Below are 12,342 nucleotides of genomic sequence, written 5' to 3' on the forward strand. Positions count from 1 at the left end.
GGCAGTCGGGGTCAGTCGGGGTCGATGAGCCGCTGGCGGACGGCATACATCGCCGCCTCCATGCGCGAGTGCATCTGCAGCTTGTCGAGGATGTTGCGGATGTGGTTGCGCACGGTGTTCTCGGAGATGAACAGCTCGGCGCCGATCTCACGGTTGAGCTTGCCCTTGGCGACGCTGCGGAGGATCTCGAGCTCGCGGTGGGTCAGCCGCGGCAGCTCCAGCCCCGGCGTGGGCGCGGGCGGCACGTCCTTCTGGCTGATCGCCTTGAACTCCTCGAGCAGCTTGGACGCCATGAGGGGCGAGAGGAGCGACTGGCCCTGGAAGACGCTGCGGATGCCGGCCGCCACCTCCTCGGGAGGCACGTCCTTGAGGAGGTAGCCGTTGGCCCCGGCCCGGACGGCCTCGAAGAGGTTGGCCTCGTCGTCGGAGCTCGTCAGCATGAGGATGCGCGCCGAGGGCACCCGCTGCTTGATGACCCGGCACGCGTCGATGCCTCCGCGCTTGGGCATGCCGACGTCCATGACGATGACGTCGGGGAGGATCTCCTCGGCCTGGTCGACCGCCTCGATCCCGTCGGCCGCCTCACCGACGACCTCGATGCCGTCCTCCGTCGACAGGACGGTCTGCAGACCCCGACGGTAGAGGGCGTGGTCGTCGACGATGAGGACACGGATGACGTCGGGGGGCGGGTTCACGCCTCCATCTTGGCCCAGACCACGGACACGCCGCCCGATGGACGGCCCGCATCGGCGCGGCGCGGTCCGGACGCCCGTCGGGGCGCCCCCTGGACGGGGACGCCCCGACGCCATCGACGTCCGGGGAGCAGGGGATCAGCCCGTGGCGGCGACGGCGGCGTCCGCGTCGGTCTCGAGGTGCAGCACCCCGTAGCTCCAGCCGCGGCGCCGGTAGACCACGCTCGGGCGATCGGTATCTGCGTCGTGGAAGAGGAAGAAGTCGTGTCCGACGAGCTCCATCTGGTTGACCGCGTCCTCGAGCGACATGGGCGCGGCCGTGTGGATCTTCTCGCGGACCTCGATGGGTGAGTTGCCGAGCGCACCGAAGCGCTCGAGGTCGTCGACCCGACCGTCACCGGCGTCGCCGGCTGCGGAGTCGTCGGCAGCCGCGCCGTTCGCCGAGGCGTCGATGCGGGCGGTCGCCTGCGCGACCGACTCGGGGATGCGTCGTCCGCGACTGACCTTGCGCTTGTCGTGCACCCGCCTCAGGCGGTCCATGAGCTTGTCCACGGCCGCGTCGAGAGCGGCGTACTTGTCGTCGAGACAAGCCTCCGCCCGGATCACGGGACCCTTGGCGTGGCACGTGATCTCGACCTTCTCGGACCCACGGGCGACCCGCTCGTGGGTGACGACGACGTCGATGCGGTGCACCTTGGGGGCGAGCGCGGGCACCTTGGCCAGTCGCTCGTCGAGCTGCTCACGGAATCGGTCGGGGATCTGGACGTGGCGTCCAGTGACGACGATCTCCACGGTTCCTCCTTGATCGCGCACGTCTTCTTCGTGCGGGCAGTGAGAGTGTTTCCGGGCCTCTGGTCACCTAGGACGGGCCCGCGGTCGACGCGGCACCACCCCTTCCTGTCGATCTCGTCCCCGAGGGCGGCCGGCAGGCCGTTCCCCGTGGGACGGGGGTCCATGACTCGACACTACTGGGGCCGCGCGCCCACTGGAAGGCGTGCCGGACATCCCCCGGCAACATCACACGCACGGTGCCCGCCAGGGCCTCCCCGGAGGCCCACGGGTCACCCGCGGGTCCGCTGGGTGGCGGCCAGCGAGGCGCCCACGACGGACCCGGCACCGGCAGCCCGCAGCGCCCGGGCGGCCTCGGCGAAGGTGGCCCCCGTGGTCACGACGTCGTCGACGAGCAGGCATCGTCGGCCCCGGATCACGTTGTGCCACAAGGGGATCACTGACAGGGCCCCGGCGAGGTTACCGCGGCGCTCGACCGTCCCCAGTCCCGACTGGTCCTCCACGCGCCGCACGTGACGCAAGGCAGGGGCGACCCGGAGCGCCGGCCCGGGTCGCCCGACGAGCTGTGCGACCGCTGCCTCGCACAGGCCTGTCATCGGCGTGTCGCCGCGCTCGCGGACGGCGCGTCGCGACGAGGGGGCCGGGACGACGAGCACGACCCCGGCGTCCCAGCCGACGCCGGCCAGCGCCGCGTCGAGCGACACGGCGAGGAGGGGCACGAGGACGGCCTCGAGGTCGCGCCGGCCGGCGTCCTTCCACGCGGACACGGCCGCGCGGAGCGGGTCGGCGTAGACGCCCCAGGCGTGCACGGGCGGCATGCCCTCCGGGACGGGATGCGGCACGACCCAGGGTCCGCCGCCGTGCACGCGGGCGTGGCCCTGCACCGCGGGCGTATGCGTCGAGTGACCGCCGGGGTCACGCGGGGCGGGTGCCCCGAAGGCCAGGCCCTCGAGGGCACGTGTGCACCGAGCACACCAGACGGCTCCCGGACGGAGGCATCCGCCGCACTCCCGCGGGAGGACGAGGTCGACGAGGTCGCTGTCGCGCACCCGGGCCGCGCCGACCGAGAGGGCGGCGCCGATCGCTCGCCCGAGGTCGCCGACCCCGCGCCCCACGCGCCTCTCGCGCCGCGGCGGGCCTGCCAGCCCTGACCCGCGACGCCCTCGCACGCCTCCAGCCCACCTCACGGCGGCGTGCGGGTCGAGACCTGAGGCCGTCACTGGGGACGACGGCCGTCGGGCGTGCGGGGGTGTGGACGGCCGGACCGGCGGCGTTCAGCCGCCGGGGACGAGGACGTCGCTGCCGCGCTCGATGAGGGGCCAGTTCGAGCCTGCCCTGGCGAGCACCCGGTTGTCGCTCGTGACGATGATGATGCCGCGCGGGCCGCCGACGGTCGTGATGGTCACGGCTCCGGGGACCGCGCCGAGCCGCGCTGCGCCGGTCCGTGTGCCGTCGACGCCCGCACCGATCGTCGCCAGCCACGCCCGCATCGGGTCACCTTGGCGCTCCTGGCCCAGGACGGCGTACCCGACCGGGTCGAGCCAGGTGACGTCCTGGATGCGGGTCAGCGACTGGGCCTGGCGCAGCGGTTGCGCGAGCGCCTGCGGCTCGCCGTTCGTCGCGCGGACGATGCCGCTGAGACCGAGCTGCTCGTCGCCTCCCGACCGGTCGGTCGTGACGATGAGCACGCGGGTGGCGTCCGCGGCCACGGCGATGGCCTTGACCCGGCGGTCCCCCAGCCACGGCGTGCTGATCGGCTTCGGGGCGGAGTCGGGGTCGCTCGAGACGGAGTCGAGCACGTAGACGCGGTCGTCGCCGTGCTCGTCGCTGCCGGCGATCCACAGGTAGCCGTCGGCGTCGTAGACCGGGCGGATGAGCGACGTCGCGAAGGAGGCGACCGTCCTCGGCTGCTCGGTCGCACGCCAGATGGACAGGTCACGCCCGTTGGCCGACACCGCCGCCACCTGCTTGCTGTCGACGGCGAGCGCGAGGCTGCGCCACGTGTCGGGGATGCGAGCGATGTCGCCGTCCTTGGGCTTGAGGTCGGGCCGCTTCGCGTCCTGGGTGTCGGGGACGTAGCGCGGGTCGAAGCGCCTCATGGCATCGCCCGTGCGCAGCTGCGCCGTGTCGAGGAAGGTCTTGGGGACGACGTCGTAGCCCAGCTCGGCCGCGGACGACACCGTGGTCACGCCGCCGGGCAGCTCGAGCTGGGTGCTGTCGACGGCGAGGGACACCGAGCTCACCGACGAGATCTGGCTCAACGTCTTGGTCAGCTGGGCCCACATCGCGGCGCGACCGGCCGGGTCGGCCGACAGCGCCTCGCTGCTGAGGTTGACCTGGGCCCTGCCGTTCGTCACCGGGACGGCGTTGACGGCCAGCCGGGTGCCCGTGGGCACGCCCGTGGCGACGGCGCCGGCGAGGTGGCCGGGCACGGCGCTCAGCTGGGCCCGCGCCAGGGTCGTGGCCAGACGGGACCCGATCGGGAACCACCGCGAGTCCGGCACGAGGTCGCGCCCGGTGCGCGTCACGTAGTGGACGACCCGGTTGACGTAGACGCGGTTGAACTGGTCGTTGTCGAGCCACAGCCCGAAGCCGGTCTTGGGCAGCTCCACGCGCCACTCGCCGCCCACCTTCGTCAGGCCGAGGGTGACCTTCTCCCGGGTGCCCGGCGGCTGCTCGACGTAGCGGCCGTCCGGGGTCAGCCTGGCCAGGGCGTCGGCGCTCACCTCGACGGTGTCGTCGGTGAGCCGGCGCAGCGTGAGGTCACCGTCGTAGACGACGACGTCCTCGCTCGACCATCGCCAGAGGTCGACCGACTGCGGCGTGAGGAACAACTGCCCGGTGGCATGGGTCTCGTCGGTGTCCTCGCCCGCCCGGAGGAACCCCCGGACGACAGCCTCCTGGCTCGCCCCGTCGAACGGGCCGACGGCCACGACGCGGACCGGCTCGTTGAGCACCTCCCCCAGCGCGCGCCCTTCGACGACCGGGCCGGTGCCGGGCAGGCCACCGCACGCCGCGAGGGCGGTGGAGGCGGCGAGCAGCAGCGCCGCGAGACCGCGGGCTCTCACGGGGCGCGCTCCACGACGATGCGTCGCAGGCGCAGCGTGTCGTCGTCGGCCGGGCGGCCGGCGTCCGAGGACCCGTCGCCGCCCGCAGGGCCGGTCGAGTCGTCCCCTCCGGCCGCGCGGGCGCGGGCGGCCTCCGCCGCGAGCGGGCTGAGCGGCAGGGGCGAGCTCGTGATCGTCGCATCGGCCTGGCGCGGCAGGGTGAGGCGGAAGCACGACCCCTCTCCCCGTGCTCCCCAGGCCTCGAGGCGGCCGGCGTGCAGCCGGGCGTCCTCGAGCGCGATGGCGAGGCCGAGGCCGGTGCCACCCGTCGTGCGGGCCCGGGCCGGGTCGGCACGCCAGAAACGGGTGAAGACGAGCGCCGCCTCGCCCGGCCGGAGCCCGACGCCGTGGTCGCGCACCGTCACGGCGACGGCCGAGTCGTTGGACCCGATCGTCACCTCGACGGGCTTGCCCTCGCCGTGCTCGACGGCGTTGGACACGAGGTTGCGCAGGATGCGCTCGATCCGGCGCGAGTCCATGTCGGCGACGACGGCGCTCGAGGGTGCGTTGACGACGAGCTGGGTGCCCTTGCGGGCGGCGAGGGTGCGGTGCGCGTCGACGGCCCGCTCGACGCAGGCACGCAGGTCGCTCGCCTCGACCTCGAGCACGGCCGCACCGGCGTCGAACCGCGAGATCTCGAGCAGGTCGCTGAGCAGCGACTCGAAGCGGTCGAGCTCGCCGCGGAGCAGCTCGGCCGAGCGGGCGACCGTCGGCTCGAAGTCGTGCCGGGAGTCGTGGATGAGGTCACCGGCCATGCGGATCGTCGTGAGCGGCGTGCGCAGCTCGTGCGAGACGTCCGAGACGAACCGCTGCTGCACGCGCGAGAGGTTCTCGAGCTGGGCGATCTGCTGCTGGATCGAGGCGGCCATCCCGTTGAAGGACGTGCCGAGGCGTGCGAGGTCGTCCTCGCCCTTCGCCTGCATGCGCTCGTTGAGGTTGCCCTCGGCGAAGCGCTCGGCGACGGAGGCGGCGCGACGCACCGGGTCGGCGACGAGCCGGGTCACGACGAAGGCGATGGCACCGATGAGCAGGATGAGGGCGGCACCGCCGAAGAGGAAGGTCTGCCCGATGAAGCTGATGATCTCGCGCTCACGGTCCATCGGGTAGATGAAGTAGAGGCCGTAGTTGCCCGCCACGGGGAGCACGACCTTCTGGCCGACGATGACGGCGGAGATGCTGCCGTTGCCCTCCTCGATCGTCGCGACCTGGAGGTGCTGGCGGTCGGGCTGGGCCGCGACCTGCTGGCGCAGCTCGTCGGGGATGAACCGGACGCCGACGCTGCCGCTCTCGACCGTCCTGACGATGAACGGCGACGTGTTGTCGTCGAACCGCGTCAGCACGACGTAGCGCGTCTCGTTGCCCGCGTCGCGCCGGTAGGTGTTGATGAGCGTCGTCGCGAACTGGGTCAGCTTCTCCTGCGTGTCCGTCTGGTCGGTCGAGTCGAACTGTCCCTGGGCGTCGGTCGCGTCGCGCAGGCTGTCCTCCGACGCGATGCGCTGGCGGCTGTCGACGAGCCCCTGGGCGATCGAGCCGTAGAGGTAGGTGCCCACCGCGGTGAGCACGAGGATGCCGAGGAGCATCGTCACGACGACGACGCGGAAGCCGAGGGAGGCCCGCCACAGGTGGAGCAGCCGGCGCCAGGCCCGGCGCAACGCCGCACCGGCCCGCGAGGCCAGCCCCGCGGGTCCGCTCCGGGCCGCGCGCTCCGTCATGTCAGGACGGGCCGGCCTTGTAACCGACGCCACGGACGGTCACGACGATCTCGGGCCGCTCGGGGTCGTGCTCGATCTTGGAGCGCAGTCGCTGGACGTGGACGTTGACGAGGCGGGTGTCACCCGCGTGGCGGTAGCCCCACACCTGCTCGAGGAGCACCTCGCGGGTGAAGACCTGCCAGGGCTTGCGCGCCAGCGCGACGAGCAGGTCGAACTCGAGCGGCGTCAGGGACAGTGACTCGCCGTCGCGCTTGACGGAGTGGCCCGCCACGTCGATCTCGAGGTCGCCGATCGACAGCTTCTCGGGCGCGGGCTCGTCGCCGCGGCGCAGCCGGGCTCGGACGCGGGCGATGAGCTCCTGCGGCTTGAAGGGCTTGACGACGTAGTCGTCGGCGCCGGACTCGAGCCCCACGACGACGTCGACGGTGTCGGTGCGCGCGGTGAGCATGACGATGGGCACCCCGCTCTCGGCACGGATGCGACGGCAGACCTCCATGCCGTCGAGCCCCGGGAGCATGACGTCGAGCAGCACGAGGTCGGGCCGCGACTCACGGAAGGCACCGACCGCCTCGGAGCCGTCGGCCACGTGCGTGACCTCGAGCCCCTCGTTGCGCAGCACGATCCCGAGCATCTCGGCGAGTGCGAGGTCGTCGTCGACGACCAGTACCCGACCCTTCACGACACACTCCTTCCCGGGACCGCGGACCACGCGCCCCGTACGTCCTGACCAAATCATCACACACGCCTGACGACCTGCTGACCCAAGCGAGTCGTGACCGGGGGCCGTATGCCGTCCGCGCACCCTCCGCGAGCACGTGACGGGAGCGGGCCACGCGGCATACGGCTCGCGACGCGGCGAAGGGCCCCGACGGTGTCGGGACCCCTCGTGGAGCGGTGCGGCGTCAGGCCGTCAGCTCTGCGTGACGTACCACTTGCCGCCGATCTTGACGGCCTTGAAGCTCGAGACGACGTCGGCGGCGAGCGCCGGCTCGGTCGTGACGCTCTCGAAGGTGGCGTTGTTGCCGTTGACGGTGGCGCCGCTGATCTTCAGGCCCTGGAAGGCCGCCCCGAGCTCCTTGATCTGGTCGAGCATCGGCGTGATGGTCTTGCCGCAGGCCGCGGCGGCCCCGGGGATGCTCGAGATGGCCTTGCCTCCCGTGGCCATGAGCGTGCACACCGTGTTGCCGTCACCGGCGACCATGGCGTCGAGCCACGAGGTCATCGCAGCCTCGGGCGTCGCCTGGTCGACGGGACCGGCCGTCGCGCTCGTCGTGCCCGTGTCGGTGGCGCCGGTGTCGTCGGTCGTGCCCGACGACATCGTGTCGGACGGCGTGGTCGCGCTCGAGGTCGAGCCGGCCGGAGTGGTCGGTGTCGCTGCCGGGTCGACGGACTTCGAGCAGGCGGCGAGCGAGATGGAGAGGGCCAGTGCGAGTGCACCGGTCAGGAGCTTCTTCATGGAGGGTCCCTGCCAGACGGGTGGTCGGTGAGTCCCCCGATCCTCCCACGGGAGGGCCGCCCGGGAGCGTCGAGGAGCACGGCAGGAGCGGTTCGCGCGACCAGCCGCGCCGCGTGCCAATCCGCCCAAAAGCCCCCGTCCCGTCCGGTGAGCGGGGATGATCGCCCGGTGACGAGCGACACGCGGGGAACCACCCCGGCCGCCGAGCTGGCCCCGGACACCGGACTGGAGAACGACCCGGACACCGGCCCCGTCGACAGCCCGGTCGACGGAGGGCCGGAGCCGACCCCGCGCGGCCGACGCGGCCCGCTGCCGCTCGGCGTGCGCCAGGCGCTGCCCGGCCTCGTCATCCTCGTCGCCGTCGTCCAGATCGCCCGTCCGGTCGGTGACCCGGACACCTTCTGGCACCTCGCGGCCGGCGACCGGCTCCGCGAGACGTGGACCTTCAACGGGCCCGACCCGTGGAGCACGATGTCGACGCAGCCGTGGCGGCTGCACGAGTGGCTGCCCGAGCTGCTCATGAGCGTCGTCCAGCAGTTCCTCGGGCTGCCGGGTGTGGCCTGGCTGCTTCCCCTCGGCGGGGCCGCCATCGGCCTCACCCTGTGGCGCGCGACCCGGCCGCGGGCCTCGCTCCTCGCCTCGGCAGCCGTCACGTCCGTCGCCCTCGTGGCGATGAGCCAGAGCCTGTCGCTGCGGCCGCACCTGCTCTCGTTCGCCTTCGCCGTGGCCTTCACGGCGGCCTGGCTGCGCTCGGCCGCGGACGCTCGCCCGCGGTGGTGGCTCGTGCCCGTCACGTGGGTCTGGGCCTGCACGCACGGCATGTGGTTCTTCGGTGTCGTCATCGGGGTCGTCGCGCTGCTCGGGATCGCGCTCGACCGTGCGGTGACCCGCCGGCAGTGGCTGCGCCTCGCGCTCGTGCCGCTGGCCTCCCTCGCGGCCGCGGCCGTGACGCCGACCGGACCCGAGCTGCTCCTGTCGCCCTTCGCCGTCAACGAGACGACCCAGTACATCGAGGAGTGGATGCCGCCGTCGCTCCGGCAGCCCGGCTTCCTCGCCTTCCTCGCCCTCGCAGCCGCCGTCGTCCTCGTCTGGGCTCGCGCGAGGCACCGCGCCCGCTGGACCGACATCCTCCTCGTCGGGCTCGCCATCGGGCTGGCCCTGCTCTACAGCCGGACCGTCGCCGTCGGAGCCGCCATCATCGCCCCGGTCGCCGCGGCGACGATCCAGGGCCTCCTCCCGCCGGACCGCGAACCCGTGACTCGGCGCGAGGTCGGCCTGACCATCGGCCTCGCGGCGCTCGGGCTGCTCGTCGCAGCCCTGATCCTGCCGACCCGAGCGGCCGTCCCGACGTGGGGGGCCAACGACCTCGACACGCCGTTGTCGGCCCTGCCGCAGGGCACCGTCGTGTGCAACGACTACGGCGTCGGGGGCTGGCTCATCTGGCGCCACCCGAACGTACGGCCCACCATCGACGGGCGCGTCGAGGTCTACGCGACCGGACACGTCAAGGAGCACCTCGACTTCGAGCGCGCGGCCCCGGGCTGGCAGGCCTACGTGCGCCGGACGGGCTGCACGTACGCCCTGCTCACCAAGGGGCAGCCGGTCATCGAGGCGCTGACGGAGCAGACGCAGTGGACGGTCGTGCAGCGCGGCTCGGAGTACGTCCTGCTCCGCGCACCGCGCTGACGGCAGCACTCCCCACCCCGAACACACGGATGCCGCCCACCTCGTGAGGTGGGCGGCATCCGTACGCCGTGGGGTGCCGCTCCGGTGCGGGGCGGTACCGGGGTGGGCTCAGTAGCGGTAGTGCTCCGGCTTGTACGGCCCGGCGACGTCGACGCCGAGGTACTCGGCCTGGCCCTTGGTCAGCTCGGTGAGCCGGACGCCGAGGGCGTCGAGGTGCAGGCGCGCGACCTTCTCGTCGAGGTGCTTCGGCAGGGTGTAGACCTGCTTGGCGTAGTCGCCGGTCTTCGTGAAGAGCTCGATCTGGGCGATCGTCTGGTTGGAGAACGAGTTGCTCATGACGAAGCTCGGGTGGCCGGTGGCGTTGCCGAGGTTCATCAGGCGACCCTCGGAGAGCACGATGATCGAGCTGCCCGAGGTGAACGTCCACTCGTGGACCTGCGGCTTGATCTCGGTCTTCTGGATGCCGGGGACGCGGGCGAGGCCGGCCATGTCGATCTCGTTGTCGAAGTGGCCGATGTTGGCCACGATCGCCTTGTTCTTCATCTTCGTCATGTGCTCGGCCGTGATGACGTCGTAGCAGCCGGTCGTCGTGATGAAGATGTCGGCGGACTCGACGACGTCCTCGAGGCGGGCGACCTGGAAGCCCTCCATGGCGGCCTGCAGGGCGCAGATCGGGTCGATCTCGGTGACGATGACGCGAGCGCCCTGGCCACGGAGGGACTCGGCGCAGCCCTTGCCCACGTCGCCGAAGCCGGCGACGACGGCGACCTTGCCACCGATGAGGACGTCGGTGGCGCGGTTGAGGCCGTCGATGAGCGAGTGGCGGCAGCCGTAGGTGTTGTCGAACTTGCTCTTCGTCACCGCGTCGTTGACGTTGATGGCCGGGAAGAGCAGCTCGCCGGCCTCGGCCAGCTGGTAGAGGCGGTGGACACCGGTCGTGGTCTCCTCGGTGACACCCTTGATGCCGGCGGCGACCGTCGTCCACTTCTGCGGGTCGGTGGTCAGCGTCTGGCGCACGAGCTCCTTGAAGACGCCGAACTCCTCGGAGTCCTCCTCGGTGGTCGGCGGCACCTGGCCGGCCTGCTCCCACTCGCGGCCCTTGTGCACGAGCATCGTCGCGTCGCCGCCGTCGTCGAGGATCATGTTCGGGCCCTCACCGCCGGGCCAGGTGAGGATCTGGTCGGTGCACCACCAGTACTCGGGGAGCGTCTCGCCCTTCCAGGCGAAGACGGGGACGCCCTGGAGGTCGTCGGCGCTGCCCTGGGGGCCGACGACGACGGCCGCGGCGGCCTCGTCCTGCGTCGAGTAGATGTTGCAGGAGGCCCAGCGCACCTCGGCACCGAGCGCGGTGAGCGTCTCGATGAGCACGGCCGTCTGGACCGTCATGTGAAGGGAGCCGGCGATGCGGGCGCCCTTGAGCGGCTGGGATTCGGCGTACTCCTCGCGGATCGCCATGAGGCCGGGCATCTCGTGCTCGGCGAGTCGGAGCTGGTGTCGGCCGGCCTCGGCGAGGCTCAGGTCGGCAACCTTGTAGTCGAAGGACATGAGTGATCGTTTCCTTTGATCGTCGGTCTGCAGACCCGGCGCGCCCCTCTGGGCTCATCTGGCGGGTCATCACCCACGCCGGCAGTCGCCCAGTCTAGCCGCGAGCCTCGTCGGCCTCGAATCCCCTGTCGAGGCCTGCGCTGCCACGCCCCACAGCTTCCCGCGGTCTGAGCGCATATGTTGTCTCGGCGGCACCTACCCCCCCGCCCCGGCGGAGTTGGTGCAGTCGCCAGACCCGAAACCGCCACACCTCCTCCGCCCGGGCGGATCTATGACGGGCGTGGCGATGGGTCCCACCCCGCGGCCTCCCCAGCGACTAGGGAGAGGCCAGCACACGGCATACGCCGAGCGGCCGGCTCCAGCGGTGCGGGTCAGTGCGTGCTTGCTGCCTCGTCGTGCTTCGTGCGGCGCGGGATGACGTGCAGGACGGCGACGACGACGGCGCCGACGACGAGACCGATGAGGGCCGACGCGAGCGTGTTGACGACCCAGGCGAGGAAGCCACCGATGCCGGCCACCCCGGCCACGCCCTCCTCGAGGTGGTGGACGAGGTCGTAGGGCGCGTGCCAGCCGAGCTCGTCGACGCCGACGAGCAGGATGTGCCCACCGACCCAGAGCATCGCCGCGATGCCGACGGTCGACAGCACCGAGAGCAGCTTCGGCATCCCCTTGACGAGGCCCCGGCCGATGCGCTGCGAGGCCCCTGACTCGCGCCCGGCGAGGTGCAGGCCGACGTCGTCCATCTTGACGATGAGGCCGACGACGCCGTAGACGAGCGCCGTGATGAGCAGCGCCACGATGACGAGGATGATGAGGCGCGAGACGAAGGGCTCGGTGTCGACCTCGTTGAGGGCGATGACCATGATCTCGGCCGACAGGATGAAGTCGGTGCGGATCGCGCCGGAGACGACGGCCTTCTCGTCGACCTCGCCGACCTCGGCCTCCTCCTCCTCGTGGCCCGAGACGATCTCCCAGACCTTCTCAGCGCCCTCGTAGGCGAGGTAGGCGCCGCCGACCATGAGGATCGGCGTCAGCAGCCACGGCACGAACTGGCTGAGCACCATGATGACCGGGAGGATGATGAGCAGCTTGTTGCGCAGCGAGCCGAGCGCGATCCGCTTGATGATCGGCAGCTCGCGCTCGGGTGCCAGACCCTGCACGTAGCGCGGGGTCACGGCCGTGTCGTCGACGACGACGCCGGTGGCCTTGACGCTGGCCTTCGCGGCCGCAGCGCCCACGTCGTCGACGGATGCCGCCGCGAGCTTCACGAGTGCCGCGATGTCGTCGAGGAGCGCTACGAGTCCGCCTGCCATGGCGTCATCCTAGGGTGGTCTGGGAGCCCGCTGGGAACGCGC

Annotated in this window: 10 protein-coding genes; 1 reads left to right on the top strand and 9 read right to left on the bottom strand. The window is 72.0% G+C overall.

Annotated features, from left to right (window positions below; translation table 11 throughout):
• Positions 1–11: 11 nt before the first annotated feature.
• The 7 genes from ASH01_RS01740 to ASH01_RS01770 all read right to left on the bottom strand — a co-directional run bounded on the left by ASH01_RS01740 (position 12) and on the right by ASH01_RS01770 (position 7,756).
• Entirely contained in the window at positions 12–695 is a 684-nt protein-coding gene (locus tag ASH01_RS01740; protein WP_020142999.1) for a response regulator, read from the bottom strand.
• Between the two features lie 135 nt (positions 696–830).
• Complete coding sequence (hpf, locus tag ASH01_RS01745) at positions 831–1,484, bottom strand: ribosome hibernation-promoting factor, HPF/YfiA family (protein WP_056770605.1); 654 nt, start codon at positions 1,482–1,484, stop codon at positions 831–833.
• A gap of 269 nt (positions 1,485–1,753) precedes the next feature.
• Positions 1,754–2,596 carry a ComF family protein gene (locus ASH01_RS01750; RefSeq protein WP_082619341.1) on the bottom strand — a complete coding sequence of 281 codons (843 nt, stop codon included), beginning with the start codon at positions 2,594–2,596 and terminating at the stop codon, positions 1,754–1,756.
• A 159-nt stretch (positions 2,597–2,755) separates the two neighbouring features.
• Positions 2,756–4,549, bottom strand: coding sequence for a GerMN domain-containing protein (locus ASH01_RS01755; RefSeq protein WP_056770607.1), 1,794 nt, complete (start codon positions 4,547–4,549; stop codon positions 2,756–2,758).
• The gene (mtrB, locus tag ASH01_RS23535) at positions 4,546–6,300 is read right to left on the bottom strand and encodes an MtrAB system histidine kinase MtrB (protein ID WP_304437913.1); all 1,755 of its coding nucleotides are present in this window, start codon (positions 6,298–6,300) and stop codon (positions 4,546–4,548) included. Before mtrB ends, ASH01_RS01755 begins: the two co-directional genes overlap by 4 nt.
• Position 6,301: 1 nt before the next feature.
• Positions 6,302–6,979, bottom strand: a complete 678-nt coding sequence (gene mtrA / locus ASH01_RS01765) for an MtrAB system response regulator MtrA (RefSeq protein WP_020143004.1) — start codon at positions 6,977–6,979, stop codon at positions 6,302–6,304.
• A gap of 231 nt (positions 6,980–7,210) precedes the next feature.
• The gene (locus ASH01_RS01770; RefSeq protein WP_235509499.1) at positions 7,211–7,756 is read right to left on the bottom strand and encodes a hypothetical protein; all 546 of its coding nucleotides are present in this window, start codon (positions 7,754–7,756) and stop codon (positions 7,211–7,213) included.
• 168 nt (positions 7,757–7,924) lie between these two features.
• Here ASH01_RS01770 and ASH01_RS01775 point away from each other — a divergent pair, with 168 nt between their 5' ends.
• Entirely contained in the window at positions 7,925–9,442 is a 1,518-nt protein-coding gene (locus ASH01_RS01775; RefSeq protein ID WP_056770609.1) for a hypothetical protein, read from the top strand.
• Between the two features lie 108 nt (positions 9,443–9,550).
• On the opposite strand, the gene ahcY is transcribed toward ASH01_RS01775, so the two are convergent.
• Together ahcY and ASH01_RS01785 are read right to left on the bottom strand one after the other, a co-directional pair.
• Positions 9,551–10,987, bottom strand: a complete 1,437-nt coding sequence (ahcY, locus tag ASH01_RS01780; RefSeq protein WP_056770612.1) for an adenosylhomocysteinase — start codon at positions 10,985–10,987, stop codon at positions 9,551–9,553.
• 371 nt (positions 10,988–11,358) lie between these two features.
• The gene (locus tag ASH01_RS01785; protein WP_056770614.1) at positions 11,359–12,300 is read right to left on the bottom strand and encodes a DUF808 domain-containing protein; all 942 of its coding nucleotides are present in this window, start codon (positions 12,298–12,300) and stop codon (positions 11,359–11,361) included.
• Positions 12,301–12,342: the final 42 nt, after the last annotated feature.

It is taken from the genome of Terrabacter sp. Soil811, assembly GCF_001429655.1.
Lineage (GTDB): Bacteria > Actinomycetota > Actinomycetes > Actinomycetales > Dermatophilaceae > Terrabacter.

Bases quoted from the DNA above. Each gene is read 5' to 3' on its own strand.
- mtrB (WP_304437913.1), bottom strand. From the start codon at position 6,300: ATGACGGAGCGCGCGGCCCGGAGCGGACCCGCGGGGCTGGCCTCGCGG.
- ASH01_RS01770 (WP_235509499.1), bottom strand. From the start codon at position 7,756: ATGAAGAAGCTCCTGACCGGTGCACTCGCACTGGCCCTCTCCATCTCG.
- ahcY (WP_056770612.1), bottom strand. From the start codon at position 10,987: ATGTCCTTCGACTACAAGGTTGCCGACCTGAGCCTCGCCGAGGCCGGC.
- ASH01_RS01785 (WP_056770614.1), bottom strand. From the start codon at position 12,300: ATGGCAGGCGGACTCGTAGCGCTCCTCGACGACATCGCGGCACTCGTG.